General features: G+C 36.5%; 16 protein-coding genes. 13 read left to right on the top strand and 3 right to left on the bottom strand.

From position 1 onward, the window contains the following. The first annotated feature begins 22 nt into the window (after window positions 1–22). The 6 genes from ABR854_RS24440 (at window position 23) to ABR854_RS24415 (ending at window position 4,527) form a co-directional block, all read left to right on the top strand. Window positions 23–466 (top strand): thioredoxin family protein, encoded by a 444-nt coding sequence (locus ABR854_RS24440; protein ID WP_350268483.1) that lies wholly within the window; start codon window positions 23–25, stop codon window positions 464–466. Next, window positions 453–1,385, top strand: a complete 933-nt coding sequence (locus ABR854_RS24435) for an FAD:protein FMN transferase (RefSeq protein WP_350268482.1) — start codon at window positions 453–455, stop codon at window positions 1,383–1,385. The genes ABR854_RS24440 and ABR854_RS24435 overlap by 14 nt, the downstream gene beginning before the upstream one ends. A 1-nt stretch (window position 1,386) precedes the next feature. Beyond that, window positions 1,387–1,605: a DUF4266 domain-containing protein gene (locus ABR854_RS24430; protein WP_064197250.1), complete on the top strand. Its 219-nt coding sequence runs from the start codon at window positions 1,387–1,389 to the stop codon at window positions 1,603–1,605. Between the two features lie 144 nt (window positions 1,606–1,749). After that, on the top strand, window positions 1,750–3,024 hold the full coding sequence (locus ABR854_RS24425; RefSeq protein ID WP_350268481.1) for a DUF3570 domain-containing protein: 1,275 nt from the start codon (window positions 1,750–1,752) through the stop codon (window positions 3,022–3,024). Window positions 3,025–3,051: 27 nt separating this feature from the next. Beyond that, window positions 3,052–3,582, top strand: coding sequence for a hypothetical protein (locus tag ABR854_RS24420; protein ID WP_350268480.1), 531 nt, complete (start codon window positions 3,052–3,054; stop codon window positions 3,580–3,582). 9 nt (window positions 3,583–3,591) lie between these two features. Then, window positions 3,592–4,527 (top strand): glycerophosphodiester phosphodiesterase, encoded by a 936-nt coding sequence (locus ABR854_RS24415; RefSeq protein ID WP_350268479.1) that lies wholly within the window; start codon window positions 3,592–3,594, stop codon window positions 4,525–4,527. Here ABR854_RS24415 and ABR854_RS24410 read toward each other — a convergent pair. Beyond that, window positions 4,524–5,276: a LytR/AlgR family response regulator transcription factor gene (locus ABR854_RS24410; RefSeq protein WP_350268478.1), complete on the bottom strand. Its 753-nt coding sequence runs from the start codon at window positions 5,274–5,276 to the stop codon at window positions 4,524–4,526. The two genes, ABR854_RS24415 and ABR854_RS24410, sit on opposite strands and share 4 nt — an antisense overlap. 31 nt (window positions 5,277–5,307) lie before the next feature. Further along, a complete protein-coding gene (locus ABR854_RS24405; protein WP_064197259.1) occupies window positions 5,308–6,369 on the bottom strand; it encodes a sensor histidine kinase in 1,062 nt (353 codons plus the stop codon). Window positions 6,370–6,705: 336 nt separating this feature from the next. On the opposite strand from ABR854_RS24405, the gene ABR854_RS24400 reads away from it, so the two are divergent. The 7 genes from ABR854_RS24400 (at window position 6,706) to ABR854_RS24370 (ending at window position 14,782) form a co-directional block, all read left to right on the top strand. Continuing rightward, window positions 6,706–9,252, top strand: a complete 2,547-nt coding sequence (locus ABR854_RS24400; protein WP_350268477.1) for a TonB-dependent receptor — start codon at window positions 6,706–6,708, stop codon at window positions 9,250–9,252. Window positions 9,253–9,509: 257 nt separating this feature from the next. Beyond that, window positions 9,510–10,370, top strand: a complete 861-nt coding sequence (locus ABR854_RS24395; RefSeq protein ID WP_350268476.1) for a dienelactone hydrolase family protein — start codon at window positions 9,510–9,512, stop codon at window positions 10,368–10,370. 39 nt (window positions 10,371–10,409) lie between these two features. Next, window positions 10,410–10,925 carry a heme-binding domain-containing protein gene (locus tag ABR854_RS24390; protein WP_350268475.1) on the top strand — a complete coding sequence of 172 codons (516 nt, stop codon included), beginning with the start codon at window positions 10,410–10,412 and terminating at the stop codon, window positions 10,923–10,925. Window positions 10,926–11,058: 133 nt separating this feature from the next. After that, window positions 11,059–11,622: a YceI family protein gene (locus tag ABR854_RS24385; protein ID WP_350268474.1), complete on the top strand. Its 564-nt coding sequence runs from the start codon at window positions 11,059–11,061 to the stop codon at window positions 11,620–11,622. 132 nt (window positions 11,623–11,754) lie between these two features. Continuing rightward, on the top strand, window positions 11,755–12,453 hold the full coding sequence (locus ABR854_RS24380; protein WP_350268473.1) for a hemerythrin: 699 nt from the start codon (window positions 11,755–11,757) through the stop codon (window positions 12,451–12,453). Window positions 12,454–12,552: 99 nt separating this feature from the next. Continuing rightward, the gene (locus tag ABR854_RS24375; RefSeq protein ID WP_350268472.1) at window positions 12,553–13,416 is read left to right on the top strand and encodes a TraB/GumN family protein; all 864 of its coding nucleotides are present in this window, start codon (window positions 12,553–12,555) and stop codon (window positions 13,414–13,416) included. Between the two features lie 118 nt (window positions 13,417–13,534). Next, window positions 13,535–14,782: a DEAD/DEAH box helicase gene (locus tag ABR854_RS24370; protein ID WP_350268471.1), complete on the top strand. Its 1,248-nt coding sequence runs from the start codon at window positions 13,535–13,537 to the stop codon at window positions 14,780–14,782. A 228-nt stretch (window positions 14,783–15,010) separates the two neighbouring features. Here the strand turns inward: ABR854_RS24370 and ABR854_RS24365 are convergent. Continuing rightward, window positions 15,011–16,381 (bottom strand): 3-coathanger stack domain-containing protein (locus ABR854_RS24365; RefSeq protein WP_350268470.1); only part of this gene is annotated, 1,371 nt, incomplete at its 5' end.

Genomic DNA, 16,381 nt, shown 5'->3' with positions numbered 1-16,381 from the left:
ACCGTTAAACTAAAATAAAAACATGAAGTTTTTAAGCATTCTTCTCACATTCTTACTGCTCGAAGGTCCTCCGCAATGGGGACTCGATTTCGACAAAGCAAAAGCCGAGGCTGTCCAGAATCATAAATATATTGTTATCAATTTTTCTGGTTCGGACTGGTGCGGGCCGTGTATCAAACTCAAACGAGACGTCTTAGATACACCTGAATTTCTGACATTTGCTGATAAAAATTTGGCTTTAGTTCGTGCCGATTTTCCAAGATTAAAGAAAAACCAATTGGACAAAAAACAAACTGCTCAGAACGAAGCCCTCGCCGAAAAATACAACCAAGAAGGCAAATTCCCACTCACAGTTTTGGTGGGTGCAGATGGAAAAGTTTTGAAAGAGTGGGATGGTTATCCAGCGGGAATTACTACCGAATCTTTTGTGCAGGAAATCCAAAGTATTATCAATGCCAGAAAATAAGATTTTTCATAAAACACTCCGATTGATGGGTAATCGCTTTACTATCAGTGTAGTAAGCGAAGATGAAGCTTGGGCAGAATCTCAATTTTCTGCTGCGATTGTAGAAATCAGTCGGATTGAAAAACTCTTGACTACCTTCAGCGATGATAGTCAGACCAATCAAATCAACCAAAACGCTGGTATAAAACCTGTAAAAGTTGATAAAGAAGTATTTGACTTGATTCAGCGTTCGCTCCGAATTTCATCGCTCACAGATGGAGCATTTGATATTACTTATGGCTCGATAGATAAGCGTTTTTGGAATTTCGATAAAGAAATGACATCACTGCCAGATGCGGAAGCGGCCAAAGAATCAGTCAGATTAATCAATTACAATAATGTGATGCTCGATACTGAAAATCAGACAGTTTTCTTGAAAGAAAAAGGCATGAGAATTGGTTTTGGTGGAATCGGAAAAGGCTACGCTGCCGAAAGTGCCAAACGATTACTTATAAAAAATGGCGTAAAAAGTGGTATCGTAAATGCCGCTGGCGACCTCACGACGTGGGGAAACCAACCGAGCAGGAAACCTTGGACAATCAGTATAGCTGACCCAGAAAATAAGCATGAAGCATTTTCGTCATTATCTATCAGTGGGTTGGCGGTTGCTACTTCGGGGAGTTATGAAAAATACGTAATTATTGACGGAAAAAAATATTCACATACGATTGACCCCAAAACTGGATTTCCAGTGTCAGGAATAAAAAGTGTGACGATTATTTGTCCAAATGCCGAATTGGCCGATGCAATGGCCACACCAATCACAGTTTTGGGTGTTGATGCTGGTCTTAGCCTTATCAATCAAATGCAACAAATAGCATGTATCATCATTGATGATAGCAACACAATTTATACATCAAATAACATTAATATTTCATAAAATGAAATCAATCAAAATAGTTGCTCTTGTAGTTTGTTTACTCGGCTCAATGGCTTCGTGTGTAACTGTAAAAGAATATCAAAAAAGCAGAATCAATGATTCGGAAATGGAATTGGCGGCTCGTAAAGCAGAGAAATTTGAAACCAGCTTTTATCTTTATCGTGAAGGGGCTTCGGGTGCAAATGGTGGGAAAAGTGGTGGTGGTTGTGGTTGCAACTAATACTGTGAATGAAGTTGTATTTTAATTAAATACTTGATATTAAGTTGATTATGTGTCATAAGATGAAATGTCTAATGTCACAGAATAAGTAAAACAGCCGAATGCGTTGAATCCTTTTCTCGGCTATCTAAACAATTCCTATTTATGAAAAAAGTAACATTAGCAATTGGTTTATACGTTGGTATGCTAAGCGGTGCTTATGCCCAATACGATAATACCAAATTTATATTTAAAAATAAAAGCACGAAGCCTACATCAAGCAAAGAGTATAAACTAAGCTCTAAACCCGTTGCCGAAAGTGGTTTTCGTACGTTGAAATTAGAAGAAGTCAACCTTGTTTCGGCATATTATGCTCAAGACGGTAACCATTCGGCCGTGACTGGAGGTATCGGAACAGAAAAGTTGTTTGATATTGCCAATTCGTTGGACATCAAATTATCATTTATCGACAAAAAAGCTCGTAAACACTCAATCACTGCCGACGCTTCTGTGGATTATTATTCGTCAGCCTCATCTGATTTGATTGACCCTCGTTCGGTTTCATCAGCTTCGATGTCGGATGTTCACTTTTATCCAACACTTTCTTGGAGCAGAAAGGATGATGCAAAACATAATACTGTTGGAGCAAGTTTATCTTATTCAACCGAATGGGATTATAAATCTTACGGTGGAAATCTGAGTTTTTCAAAATCATCGAAAGATAATAATACCGAATTGAGCTTAAAACTGGGAGCATTCTTTGATACTTGGTCGGTTATTTTACCTTATGAAGTTCGACCCGATAATTATGGTTCGGGAGCAGAAGGCGACCAAAATATTGACTTTAAACGCCGAAACTCATATAATTTATCAATCGGAGTTTCACAGGTTATCAATAAACGCTTACAGGTAATGGCTGTTGTTGAACCATCTTATCAAGAAGGGCTTTTGAGTACGCCATATCACAGAGTTTATTTTACTGATGGTACGCTGAAAGTAGAAAAATTACCAGGGACACGTGCGAAATTGCCAGTTGGTTTGCGTGCCAGCTATTTCTTGGGTGATAGATTTATCATTCGTTCGTTTTATCGGTATTACCAAGATAATTGGGGTATGAAAGCACATACAGTGAGTGTTGAAGTTCCTGTAAAAATTACTTCGTTTGTGTCGGTTACGCCGCATTATCGTTTTAATAGCCAAACTGCTGTTGATTATTTTGCTCCAATCAATAGCCATAAACTGACCGAAACTTATTATACGTCAGATTTTGATATTTCGGATTTTAAAAGTGCATTTTGGGGAGCAGGAATTAGAATTGCTCCACCTGATGGTGTTCTCGGAATTAAACATTGGAATACTGCCGAGCTTCGTTATGGACATTATAATCGAAGCAATGGCATGGTTGCAAATATCATTACATTAAGTGCCAAATTCAAATAAATTGCTAACGGAGAGCAAGATTCGTGGATGAAAAGAAAACAAATTTATTGGCTCATCGTATTTTTAATAGTTGTTCAAGGTAAATCATTTTCGCAGGTAGTTCAGCAAAAATCTATTCGGAATCTGATTTATCTTGAAGCCTTCGGGGCGGGAGGTTATGGCTCGTTGAATTATGAACGAGTAATTTTTCAAAAAAAATATAAGCTGACTCCCAATCTAAAAATTGGTGTTCGTCTGGGAATTAGCACTTTTCATCTCAAAGATTTTAACAATAAGTTTAATCCCGATGTTATTATTCCAATAGCCATTAATGCTATTTATGGAAAAACGCATCATCTTGAGGTAGGATTCGGTCAGACTTTCTCGAATGTAACTCAAACAAATAGTATGACGTTTGCCGTAGAAAGGCAAACAACTTTGAATTCAAATTTTACTGCTGGTTATCGTTATCAAAAATCGGAGCGAGGCATCATTTTTCGCTTAAACTATTCACCTATTATTTCATCAGACAAGTTATATAACTCATGGTTTGGGTTATCAATAGGTTATGGTTTTTAACGAAATTTTATGAAAAAAATCTTTTTGTTTCCACTACTCAGTTTATTTTATTCTTGCGAAAAAGAAACCGAAATATTTGAAGTTGAGAACCTCAGCCGAGACTACATAACAGTTTTAGGACACGGTGGAATGGGCATTTCGTCGGTATATCCAATCAATACTTTCGAGTCTATCATGAACTGTCTAAATTTAGGTACTGATGGTAGCGAAATTGATGTTCAAATGACCAAAGATAGTGTTTTGGTGGCTTTTCACGATTCAAATTTGAGCGAAAAAACCAATTTAACAGGTTCAGTCAGCCAATATACTTTTGCCGAACTTCAAGCGGGTTATTATGATGAAATGCCTTATAAGTCTTATGCAATTATCTCGCTCGACCAATTATTCTCAAATATTGATGATTTATCTTCTCACAAATTTACTTTTGATTGCAAACTTTATAATGCAGACAAAAACGATGATGCCTATTTAGGCAGATTTGCCAATGCAATCGAAGCAATTGCACAGAAATATCAAATTCAGCGAAAACTTTTAATTGAATCAAATGATAAAAATTTCTTGATGCTCTTGAGGGCTAAAAACTATAATTATAAACTTTTTATCTATCCGCAAACTTTTGAAGAAGGTTTAGAAACCGCCAAAGAATTGAATTTATTCGGAATCACGATTGCAAGTGAAGATATTACGGCCGAACAAGTACAACAATCGCATAATGCTGGTTTTAGAATAGCCGTTTGGAATGTGCAAACCGAAGATGAAAACATTGCGGCCATCAGAAAGAACCCCGATTTTATCCAAACTGATAAAGTGAAACATTTAGTAGAGGCTATGGCTGCTACTGATGAGGTTTATTATGCGATGTTGAAGCAATGGAAGAAGAATGCAGACTCGCTATCTCGTAGATTTAAACCTGATTCGATAATTACGATTTCGACTGGCTATTAGCTTACCTGTTTTTTCTCTATAAACTCCTTGAATGTTTTGCGGTAGGTATCGCTGATGGGAATAAAATTTTTGCCAATCTGTATTTTTTCTTTGTCAATAGCATCAATAGCATCGAAAGCAATTATATAAGAATTATGAACTCGAATAAATTGATTTTCAGAGAGTTGACTTTCCAGACTTTTCATGGTTTGAAGAGTGACAATCTTTTTGAGCGTTGAATCTTTATCTTTGGTGTGAATACAAACATAATCTTTCAATCCTTCAATATACTGAATTTCATTGAGGCGTATCTTGACGAGTTTTGTGCCATCTTTCACAAAAATAAAACCGTGATTGCCTTCGGAACTGACTACAACTTCCTGCACAATTTTTTCTTGAACGACTGGCTGGGTAGCGGTTAAACGAATCGTAGCTTTTTCGACTGCTTTCAAGAAACGTTCTAAGCTAATTGGCTTTAATAAATAATCGAAAACTTCAAGTTCGTAGCCTTCAAGGGCATATTCAGAGTAGGCGGTAGTCAAAATCACCAAAGGTTTTTTTTGCAGAATTTTTAGCAATGTAATGCCAGTAATTTCGGGCATTTGGATATCCGAAAATAATATATCGACCGTATTTTCACGTAAAAAATCTAAAGCGGTCAATGAGCTCGAAAACGATTTTAGCAGGTTCAAATGTGGAACTTTCTTCACATAAGCTTCCATTAGGTTTCGAGCCAATGGTTCATCTTCGATAATTATACAAGTCAACATTAATTGTCAATGATAAATTGTTAATGATTGATTAAGCCAAATTCAGTTTCAAAACCACGATATAATCTTTATCGTCTTCGTTGACAATCAACTCATAGTTATTTGGGTAACTAAGCTCCAAACGACGGTTGACATTCTGTAAGCCAATTCCTGATTTCTCGTTGGTTGTTTCAAGGTTTGGTGGCAATTTACTGTTTTCTACGCAATATGTACATTGTTGTCCATCAATATGTATTGAAATATTTACATAGGCGTTGGTCATGCTATTGCTCACACCGTGTTTGAAAGCGTTTTCGAGGAATGTAATAAAGATAAGTGGTACAATCTGCACTGAGTCAGGGTTACCCTCAATATCAAAAGTAATCGGTACTTGGTTGTCCAGACGAAGTTTTTCGAGGCTGATGTAATTCTTCATATATTCAATCTCTTTAGTCATCGAAACCTTCGGATGATTAGAGTCATAGAGCATATATCGCATCATTTGCGAGAGTTTCTCAATCACTTCTGTTGTATTTGGCGAATTTATCATCGCCAAATAATACAGATTATTGAGCGTATTAAACAGAAAATGCGGGTTTACTTGTGCTTTTAGAAAACGCAATTCGGCGGTTAATTTTTCATTTTCAATCTCACTTTTCTTAGCTTCCAGCTCAAACCAATCTTTGGCAAAGCGTAGCATCCCGATAAAAATAGCTATAAAAATCGCCGCAATAACGTGCTGACTAATAAACTTTGATGAATATAAAAAGCCTTTAGCTTCCTTGATTTCTAAATAAATATATCGCTTTAAAAAGATATGACAGGTAATGATAATCGTAAAAGGTATCAAAAATTCAATTAAATACTGTCCAAAGTTTTTATGAACTAAGAAACGTGGCAAGCAAATAAAGTAATTGAAGTAGCTTATCAAAGCCATGAAAAATATTTGAGTAGAGGCGTCAAAGAATGACCTTTCATAGTTTGGTTCTTCTCCGTGGCGGCTGAAAGTAATCTGGTAAAAAAAGAAAGAAAAGTATAACGCCCAAAAAGATAGGTGTAATAACAATATTCTGTTGGTTGTTGACCCTCCAATTTTCTTGATGAAATTCTGCATTGTTTTATAATTAAACGATTGCCAGATATATGATAGGCTTCATAAATAATATCAAAGTTTGTTTAAAAACTCGGTTAAATGCAACCTATACCTTTAAAAAATGCTCATTTTAACCCCTATTTTCTACAATTAGTACAATTTTATCGACATTTCGGTTTAACTATTCTACGCTTCGGCATCGTCGAAATATCCGCCCAGTTGTCGAGTTGAAAGCCTTATTTATCTATTATCAAAAATTGTTTCAAAATATAGTGATTGATTTGTTGCAGAATTCAGCGAGACAAGCAGTAGAGCGATTCTTATAAACCGACATTCAAAATACTAAATAATAAAACAATGAAGAAGTTAGCATCAATTTTTACACTTATAATAGCTGCCACGACATTGGCAACTGCACAGTTTGGTCCAGGTGGCCCAGGCGGTATGGGGGGCGGACAAAGAGGTGGCGATGGCAATGGAAGACCAAAAGCTACACCTGCTGCACCAACGCTTAATCTTGACGGTGACGCTCCAAAAGGAAATTCAAAAGTTTTTGGTTTTGTGGTTGACGAAAGCGTTTCAACAGCCGTTGAATTTGCTAACGTTGCTCTTTATACTAAAGATACAAAAAAAGTAGTTGATGGCACAATCGCTGACGAAAAAGGTAAGTTTTCAATGAACCGTGTGGCGGCTGGCGAATATAACTTGGTTATCACATTTATCGGTTTCACAGATAAAACCATTGAAGTAAAAGTTGAAAAAGGCAAAGACAACGATTTGGGCGTAATAAAATTGGCTCAAAGCGTAAAACAATTGGATGAAGTAACAGTAACAGCTGAAAAATCAATGATTGAAGAAAAAGTTGATAGATTGGTTTATAATGCCGAAAAAGATTTGACCTCAAGAGGAGGTGATGCAGCCGATATTTTGCGTAAAGTTCCGATGCTTTCGGTTGATTTAGATGGTAACGTTTCGCTACGTGGAACTTCAAACATTAGAGTTTTGATTAACAATAAACCTTCTACAATTGTGGCAAGTAGCATTGCTGATGCCTTAAAAATGATTCCTGCCGATTTGATTAAAAGTGTTGAAGTAATCACGTCACCATCAGCCAAATACGATGCTGAAGGTTCGGGTGGTATCATTAATATCATTTTGAAAAAATCTACTTTACAAGGTTTAACGCTCAACGTTGATTCGGGTGTAGGTATTCGTGGCTCAAACTTGAGCTTAAACGGAAACTATCGTCAAGGAAAACTGGGCGTAACGTTAGGCGGTTTTGGTCGTGCGTTCTATAATAAATCGTTGGTTACTTTAGACCAAACTACGTTAAGAAATGGCGTTTCGACTTTAACAAACCAATCTGCAGATGCGAGCGATAATGGACTTTTTGGAAGATATAATTTAGGTTTTGATTATGATTTGGCCAAAAACCAATCGCTTACTGCTTCGGTAGCGTTCGGTACACGTGGTTTTAGCCGTACACAAGATTTTACCATCAATCAGTTTACAAATAATGTCTTGAATTCAACTTCTTATAGAAATGTTGATAGCCGAGACGCCTCAAATTCGGTTGATTTAAACCTTGATTATATTCGTACTTTCAAGCCTTCACAAGAGTTTTCGATTTCTGGTCAATACAGCCAAAATAAACTGACCAATAATTTCTTTACTGATTTGTTGGGTAATGCACAAGAGCTTGTAAGTCGCCAAAAAAACTTAAACCAAAACTTTAATAAGGAAATTACGTTGCAAACAGATTTTCAGACACCAATCAAACAAAATCAAATGTTTGAGGTCGGTTTAAAGACAGTAAGACGTCAGGTAGATAGCGATTTTGAGTATTTAGTGGCTAATCCAACAGGTTCGTTTTCGTCAGATGCTCGTAATCCAGCAGGTTTATTAAATTACAGCCAGAATATTGCCGCAGGATATGTTTCATACACTGTTACGACAAGTAATAAATATACGGTCAAAGTGGGTACTCGCTACGAATATACAACCATCGACGCCAACGACCAAAACAATGATATTGTGATTCCTGCTTACGGAAATCTTGTGCCGAGTATCAATATTTCAAAGCCTTTCGGTAAATCATCGACCTTGAAATTGGCTTATAATAACCGTATTCAAAGACCAGGTTTACAACAACTTAACCCAAACCTTAATATTTCAAATCCTCAGAGTATTTCAGTAGGTAATCCAACTTTGAGACCCGAAATCTCAAACAATGTTGAATTAGCTTTAAGTACAAATATTAATAAAACATATTTGAATGTTTCGGTGTTTGGTCGTCAGACAAACAACTCAATCACACGTATTTCGATGCCGTCAGATTCGGTTGTTGGGGCAATCATTACCACATTTGAAAATATTGGTAAAGAGCAAACTTTCGGAACAAATATCTTCGGGAATTTCTTCTTAACACCAAAATGGACATTGAATGGTGGAGTTGATTTATTCTATAATTATTTAGAAGGACAACAAACTGGTTTAGATGGGCTTTCAGCAAAAATAAGTAATGATGGTATCGTAGTTAGTGGACGTTTACAATCGTCAATTTCTTTGAAGAAAGGTTGGGCTGTTCAAGCTTCAGGCGGTTTCAGAGGAAATCGTGTGCAGCTTCAAGGTTCACAAGGTGGAATGGGTATGTATTCAATTGGTGCAAGAAAAGAATTTGCTAACAAAAAAGGTAGCATCGGGCTTGCTGCTGAAAACTTCTTCGGAATGAAAATGAGAAGCACGCTCACAACGCCAATGTTTAATCAAGTAATGGTTAATAACCTTTATAACCAAAACGTAAAGCTAACTTTCAGCTATAAAATTGGTAAAATGAAATTTACTGAAAGCAAAAAATCGAAAGTGAAAAACGATGACGTGATGGGTGGTGGTGATAATAACTAAAAATGAAGAGTATTAGAAAATGGCCTTGGGGAAGCGTATTTCTCCGAGCCATTTTTAGAAAATATAAAGATTTTATTTTGATTAGGTTGAAAAATTAGAAGGCTTGCGATTTTCGGCAAGCCCCTTCTTTTATCAAAATAGAGCGTATCTTTCAACGTTTATTTGTTTTCTAACGTATTATATAAAATTTCGATACCTTTACTTCGATTAGAGTTTTAATTATTAATGTTTTATCAACCTAAAATTATCCTAAAACTATGAATCAAGAAATTATCAACCTTTTCGACGAGTACACGCACAAGCCACTCACTCGAAGCGATTTTATGACACGTTTGGCAAAGCTCGCGGGTGGTACTGCCGCTGCGATAGCCATTTTACCCCTTTTAGAAGTAAATTACGCCAATGCTACTACTATTGCCGAAGATGATGAAGACATAACTACCGAAGAGATTACTTACGAAGGTGACGGCACAATAATGAAAGCTTATCTGGCTAAACCAAAGAAAATTTCAGGAAAAATTGGTGCAGTTTTAGTGATTCATGAGAATCGTGGACTTAATCCGCATATCAAAGATGTAACTCGCAGAGTGGCAAAAGCAGGATATTTAGCTTTGGGTGTTGATGCACTTTCGCCTTTTGGAGGTACTCCTGCCAACGAAGATGAAGCTCGTGGTTTGTTTGCCAAACTCGATGCTCAGAAAAATATTAATAATTTTGTTAAAGGTTTTGATTACTTACGCTCACTAAAAGAGTCTAATGGAAAAACCGCTTGCGTTGGTTTTTGTTGGGGTGGAGCAATGGCTAATCAGATGGCCGTAAATTCGCCGCAACTCAATGCAGCAGTTGCATATTATGGTCGTCAAGCAGAAGCTGCTGATGTGCCAAAAATCAAAGCATCTTTGATGCTACATTATGGCGGACTTGACGAACGAGTAAATGCAGGAATCCCAGCTTTCGAGTCTGCACTAAAAGCCGCAGGCACAAAACACGAGATATATGTTTATGATGGAGCTAATCACGCTTTTAATAACGATACCGCTCCAACCCGATATAATGCCGAAGTAGCCAAATTGGCTTGGGAGCGAACGCTTCGTTTGTTTAAAGATACTTTATCTTGAAAATAAATTTTATAAAAAACTAACCTAAAATTTACGAATATGTTAAAGAAAATTGCTCTTGGAGTTGGGATCATATTGATTCTGATTCAGTTTATCCATCCAGAAAAAAATCTTTCGGATGATAATATGTATGATATTTCAACACAATATGCAATACCTGCCGATGTAAAGCAAGTCCTTCAAGTTGCTTGTCGAGATTGTCATTCCAATAAAACTGAATATCCGTGGTATAACAATATCCAGCCTGTTGCCTTTTTCTTGGCACATCACGTAGATGATGGTAAAAAACACCTCAATTTCTCAACTTTTACTAAACTTCCGATAGCCGTACAAAATCATAAGCTTGAAGAAGTGATAGAGACCGTCGAAGAAAACGAAATGCCTTTGGAATCTTACACGGCTCTTGGCTTACACAAAGAAGCTAATCTTACCGATGCTCAACGTCAATTAATTGTTGAATGGGCAAAAACTCAGATGGCCACACTAAAGGCCAATTACCCTGCCGATAGTTTAATAATGAAGCGTCGCAAGCCTGAAGGCGAAGCGGGTAAATAATGCATATAGTCTATTTCGTTAATAGATTGTTAATGTTGTTAAAATAATTTGTCAAGACATTATATGTCATTACATTTGTCCAGCGTATTTAGTCTAATTATTCATAAGTATTAACCAAAAAAAACACAGTAAAATGAAAAAAATCACAGTACTTGCTTTTGCTTTATTAGCATCGGTTGCATCTTTTGCACAAAAATGGTCACTTGACAAAGCTCACGCTAAAATGACTTTCACAGTTACTCACTTAATGATGTCAGAAGTTGACGGTGTATTTAAAAGCTTTGACGCTTCAATCACTTCATCAAAAGAAGATTTTTCAGATGCAGTTTTTGAATTGACGGCTGATATGAAACAAGTGACTACTAATCAAGAAATGCGTGATGGTCACCTTCAAAAAGAAGATATTTTTGATACAGCTAAGTTTCCAACTTTAACTTTCAAAAGTACATCAATTACTCCAGCAGGTCCAAAAAAATATAAATTAGCGGGTAATGTAACAATGAAGGGAGTTACAAAACCAATCGTTTTAGACCTTACATTGGTTGGTACAGGTACAAACCGTCAAGGTAAAAAATTAGTTGGTTTCAAAGCAACTGGTGCGTTGAAACGTACAGATTTTGGTGTAGGTGCAATGCCATCAGCAGTTGTAGCTGAAGAAGTAGAACTCAGAGCAAGTGGTGAGTTTGCTGCTCAATAATAATTAGGTTTTATACCTCAAAAAGCATACTGAGAATAAATCTCGGTATGCTTTTTTGTTTTTATGACAATCGTCATATTTTTAGAAAACTGACTTTGATAGCTTTGTCTATTCAGATTCTAAGAAAAAAATATGACAACTGTAAACGACCTCATTGATAATTCTAAAATGCTTCAGATGATTACTGAGCGATTAGAAACAACGCCTAAAACCAAAGCAATTACGCATCTCGAATTGAACCACGAATTGATTGAGTTGATTTTGGATTTATACAATGATGATGAGGATTTTCCTTTCGAGAAAATGCAGAAATTTTCGGTTGAAGATATTCTCGATTATCTGCAAGCAACCCACCAATATTATTTAAGCAAAAAACTACCCGAAATTGAGCAGTCATTGCTACATATTTTTAGTAAATATGGTCAAAGTCACCAACTTTTGGCGAGTTTGGCAATTTTCTTTAATAATTATAAAAACAAGCTCGTTGACCATATTCGTATGGAAGAAAAACAATTGTTTCCGTACATACGCCGAATGATTGTTGCTTCAAAAGTGAAGCCTGTATGTGCTGAAAGCCTTGATCTTGATCCCGAATTTTCAATAGAAAAATTTATTGCCAGCCACTCTCCAATAGAAGATGAGTTGAAAGAAGTGAGCGAAATAATCAAGCAATATTCAGACAACAAAACCACTCCATTACCTTACAAAGTTTTCTTGAATCAGGTTGAACTATTTGAGCTTGAACTCCGTAAGCACGCAATCATCGAAGACCACGTTTTAGTACCTATGGTAGTAGAATTGGAAAAGAAAACCAAGCATTTACCCAATTAGAAAACACATACCTCTGATAAAAGTGCAAGGCTCGGTGAACATTCATCGGGCTTTTTTGTTATTTTTAGAAATCATTTTCAAACATTCACGCCTATAATTATGAAATACAAATTTATCGTTTTTATCGCTTTACTTTTGCAGTTATCACAAACTTACGCACAGCAAACACAAAAAGGCTTACTTTGGGAAATTTCGGGTAATGGATTATCGCAGCCTTCGTATGTTTTTGGCACAATTCATATGATTTGTCCAGATAAGTTTTTTGTTCCGAAAGGCACAGAAGAAAAACTGAAAGTTGCCCAACAAATCTTCTTAGAGATTGACATGGACGATCCACAAATGATGATGAAAACTCAAAAATTGATGATGTCAAGTGATGGGAAAAAGTTGAAAGATATTATGAATGAGGTTGATTATAAGGTTTTTAGTGAATATTTTAAGAAAAACGTAGGCATGGATGTAACGATGTTTGGTCCAGCAAAACCAATGCTTTACATGAGCATTGCGATGATGAAATCAACGGGCTGTCCGATGCCTAAATCTTACGAAGAGTATTTTGTGAAAGAGGCCAAAACCGAAAAAAAAGAAGTTTTGGGACTCGAAACCATCGAAGATCAAATGGCTGTAATGGATAAAGCACCGATTGAACAACAAGTTTCATGGTTGATGGAAATTGTAAACGAAAGTGAAAAAGGTAATGAAACTTACAATCAAATGATTGATTTGTACATAAAACAAGATGTTGAGGCTCTGACAAAAATGATTTCGAAGAAAATGGTGGGCATGAAAGGGATGGAAGAAGAGCTGTTGGATAAAAGAAATCAAAATTGGATTCCTGTAATCGAACAGAATATTAAGCAGAAGTCAACTTTTTTTGCAGTAGGAGCGGGGCATTTGGGCGGAGAAAAAGGTGTATTGAAACTTTTGAAACAGAAAGGATATACCTTGAAGAGTTTAGAGTAATAGATTTTGAAATTTCTCAGAAACGAAACAATCACGGCTTATTTATTGCTAATAAGCTACTTAATGCTATATTTGTAAGTATTAAAGCTTTCACAAGTCCTATTTAATTATTAAAAAATTGCAATTTAACGAACTTAACCTTCATGATGACGTACTGACGGGAGTGGACGCCATGAATTATTTACAAGTCACTCCGATACAAGAAAAAGCCATTCCGATTATTCTTTCTGGAAAAGATTTAATAGCATCGGCACAAACAGGCACTGGCAAAACCGCAGCTTATTTGATTCCGATTTTAGATAAAATTAGTCGTGAACCGAGTAATCATACTTCGGCACTCATATTAGTACCTACCCGTGAACTTGCCAAACAAATTGATGAACAAATAGAAGGTTTTAGCTATTTTATTAAAGCTACAAGCATTGCTATTTATGGTGGAGGAAAAGGCGAAGACTGGGACCAACAACGCAAAGCTTTGGTAAAAGGTGCAGATATTATTATTGCTACTCCAGGCCGTTTGATGGCCCACATGAATTCGGGCGAGGTAAAATTTGATAATTTAAAGTGTTTGATACTTGATGAAGCCGATAAAATGCTCGATATGGGCTTTTCGGAAGATATTCTTTTTGTGTTGAAACATTTACCGCAAAATCGCCAAAATCTAATGTTTTCGGCCACAATGCCTAAGAAAATTAGAGACTTTGCTGATAAAATCCTCAAAAATCCTGAAGAAATTCGTTTGGCAGTTTCAAAACCAGCGGTGGGAATTGACCAACAATTTTATTTAGCTTCTGACGAACAAAAACTGCCATTGTTGATTCATCTGATGAAAAATACAGTTGCAGAATCGGTCATTATTTTTACCTCACAAAAGTCGATGATTGATAAAGTTGTTCGGATTTTAAATCGAAATAAATTTGAAGCAAAAGGTATTTCATCAGACAATTCGCAGGAAGACCGTGAAGAATCATTGAGGGGATTTAAGAATAAACAATTCAAGATCCTGGTAGCAACGGATGTGCTTTCGAGAGGAATTGATATTAATAACTTAAATTTGGTAATCAATATTGATGTGCCTCGTGATGCCGAAGATTATATTCACCGCATCGGCCGAACCGCCCGTGCTGAAACTACGGGTACGGCTTTTACTTTTATCAATGAAAAAGACCAATATCGTATCGCAAATATTGAGAAATTACTTGAAAGAGAAGTAGAAAAACAAAATATTACTGAGAGTTTAGGACTCGGAAAAGCACCTGAATACAAAGCATCACAAGCTCGCAAACCTTACCGAAAACCAAGTGGTAAAAAGAAGTTTTTTAACAAGAAAAATAGCGATAATGCAACTGTAAAACCAAAAGCCTGAATCGGGGTTTATGTACCAACCTCCGAAAAATGATTTGTTTATTCATATTTACAAGTCTTTAAAATCGTTATTTGATTTTCTCAGAGATAGATTCAAGTAAAAAATCGAGTCGAGGGTTTTGTTCTCAAACAATAAAAGCGAGCCAACAAATAGTTAGCTCGCTTTTATTGTTTGGGCTTAATTATAAAATAATGAAAGTCGAGGGCAAAAGCCACTCGACTCTTTTACTTAATTATTACACCCCTGAATTTCTGCTTTGAAAACTGCACCCGATTCAAAACCTGGTGTCAATAAGATGCTATTTCCCGCTTGATAGGTTACGTTAGTAGGCGAAATAACTTTATTGCTGGCATTAATCGTGCTAACTGCTTTCTTAGTGCTTGTACCAGTCAGGTTATTGTCAGGATTAATTAAAGTATAACTAAAAGGATGAACCGTAATCAAACCCATTGCTGGATTGCTTACTACTACTTGATTAGTTGAAGCTACTCGAATTAAATATTTAGAGCCTTCAAGTGTATTTTGAGGAATAGTACAATTGAGCGTGCCAGTAGTGTTGGTTGTACCAATTAAAACTGGTGCTGCAAAACTACCAGACGTGTCAGATAGTTCAACTTGAAATTGGTTCACTCCATTGAAAGTTCCAGTAGTTGTGAAACTTACATCGACATTACTTCCTGCACATATTACAGTTTTAGAAAGGGTAGGAGCATTGATAGTAGCCAAATCTCCAACAACTGTAAAGGTGATTATTTTAGGTCCATAAGTGATGCCCCCACCTTTATTATCTTGAGCATAACCCGTTAAAGTCAAGGTATAAACTCCTGGTTTGAAATTTCTTCCCCAAACATCATTGCCAAAGTTATCGAATAACGCATAAGGGGACACATTTTGGAGTATATTCCAGTTAAGCTCAGGACCTTGAATATTCATCTCAAAACTTTCGATAGTAACAGATGGGCATACTGGATTAACCAAAATTGAAACTTGCTCAGTTCGTTGATTAATAACCATTCCATTAGTGAGTGGAAATAACGGTTGGTATGGATTTCCAGCTTGTACATAGAGATAATCAACAATACGAGTTGGGTCGCAAGGGTCGATTCCGCTTACAATCACATTTGTAGTAGCCACAGCACTACAACCATTTACACCAATTACGGATAAGCTATAAACCCCGCCATTAACCGAAAGTGCATTAGGGATTGTTGGGTTACTCAAGGTACTTGAGAAGTTATTTGGTCCAGACCAATTATAACTTACTGCCCCCGTACCAGTTAGACTAATAATTTGTCCGACTTTATAAGGACCTGTATTAGTTGCTGTAATTATTGGTGAAGCTTTAATTTCGAGACCTGTAATACTCAAACTTTGGTCAGAATTACAACCATTAACCGTACAAGTAGCCGATATGCTATAAGTTCCAACAGCTGAAAGAGTCAGACTTGTTCCAGTAGCCGCCCCTTCTGACCAAGTCACCGTGCCTGCACAACCATCTGCAGTAAGCGTAAGAGTTGACGGCGAACAGACCGAAAGGCTTGTTGGTGGCGTAATCGTTGGAGCGTTCGGTTTAGCTTTAATTTCGAGTCCATTTATAAG

It is taken from the genome of Emticicia sp. W12TSBA100-4, assembly GCF_040253585.1.
Taxonomy (GTDB): domain Bacteria; phylum Bacteroidota; class Bacteroidia; order Cytophagales; family Spirosomataceae; genus Emticicia.
Note: the sequence above shows the minus strand (reverse complement) of the source record. Positions and strands in the feature narration are given on the sequence as shown.

Bases quoted from the DNA above. Each gene is read 5' to 3' on its own strand.
- ABR854_RS24420 (WP_350268480.1), top strand. From the start codon at position 3,052: ATGAAAAGAAAACAAATTTATTGGCTCATCGTATTTTTAATAGTTGTT.
- ABR854_RS24425 (WP_350268481.1), top strand. From the start codon at position 1,750: ATGAAAAAAGTAACATTAGCAATTGGTTTATACGTTGGTATGCTAAGC.
- ABR854_RS24440 (WP_350268483.1), top strand. From the start codon at position 23: ATGAAGTTTTTAAGCATTCTTCTCACATTCTTACTGCTCGAAGGTCCT.
- ABR854_RS24385 (WP_350268474.1), top strand. From the start codon at position 11,059: ATGAAAAAAATCACAGTACTTGCTTTTGCTTTATTAGCATCGGTTGCA.
- ABR854_RS24395 (WP_350268476.1), top strand. From the start codon at position 9,510: ATGAATCAAGAAATTATCAACCTTTTCGACGAGTACACGCACAAGCCA.
- ABR854_RS24390 (WP_350268475.1), top strand. From the start codon at position 10,410: ATGTTAAAGAAAATTGCTCTTGGAGTTGGGATCATATTGATTCTGATT.
- ABR854_RS24430 (WP_064197250.1), top strand. From the start codon at position 1,387: ATGAAATCAATCAAAATAGTTGCTCTTGTAGTTTGTTTACTCGGCTCA.
- ABR854_RS24405 (WP_064197259.1), bottom strand. From the start codon at position 6,369: ATGCAGAATTTCATCAAGAAAATTGGAGGGTCAACAACCAACAGAATA.
- ABR854_RS24415 (WP_350268479.1), top strand. From the start codon at position 3,592: ATGAAAAAAATCTTTTTGTTTCCACTACTCAGTTTATTTTATTCTTGC.
- ABR854_RS24400 (WP_350268477.1), top strand. From the start codon at position 6,706: ATGAAGAAGTTAGCATCAATTTTTACACTTATAATAGCTGCCACGACA.
- ABR854_RS24435 (WP_350268482.1), top strand. From the start codon at position 453: ATGCCAGAAAATAAGATTTTTCATAAAACACTCCGATTGATGGGTAAT.
- ABR854_RS24380 (WP_350268473.1), top strand. From the start codon at position 11,755: ATGACAACTGTAAACGACCTCATTGATAATTCTAAAATGCTTCAGATG.
- ABR854_RS24410 (WP_350268478.1), bottom strand. From the start codon at position 5,276: ATGTTGACTTGTATAATTATCGAAGATGAACCATTGGCTCGAAACCTA.
- ABR854_RS24375 (WP_350268472.1), top strand. From the start codon at position 12,553: ATGAAATACAAATTTATCGTTTTTATCGCTTTACTTTTGCAGTTATCA.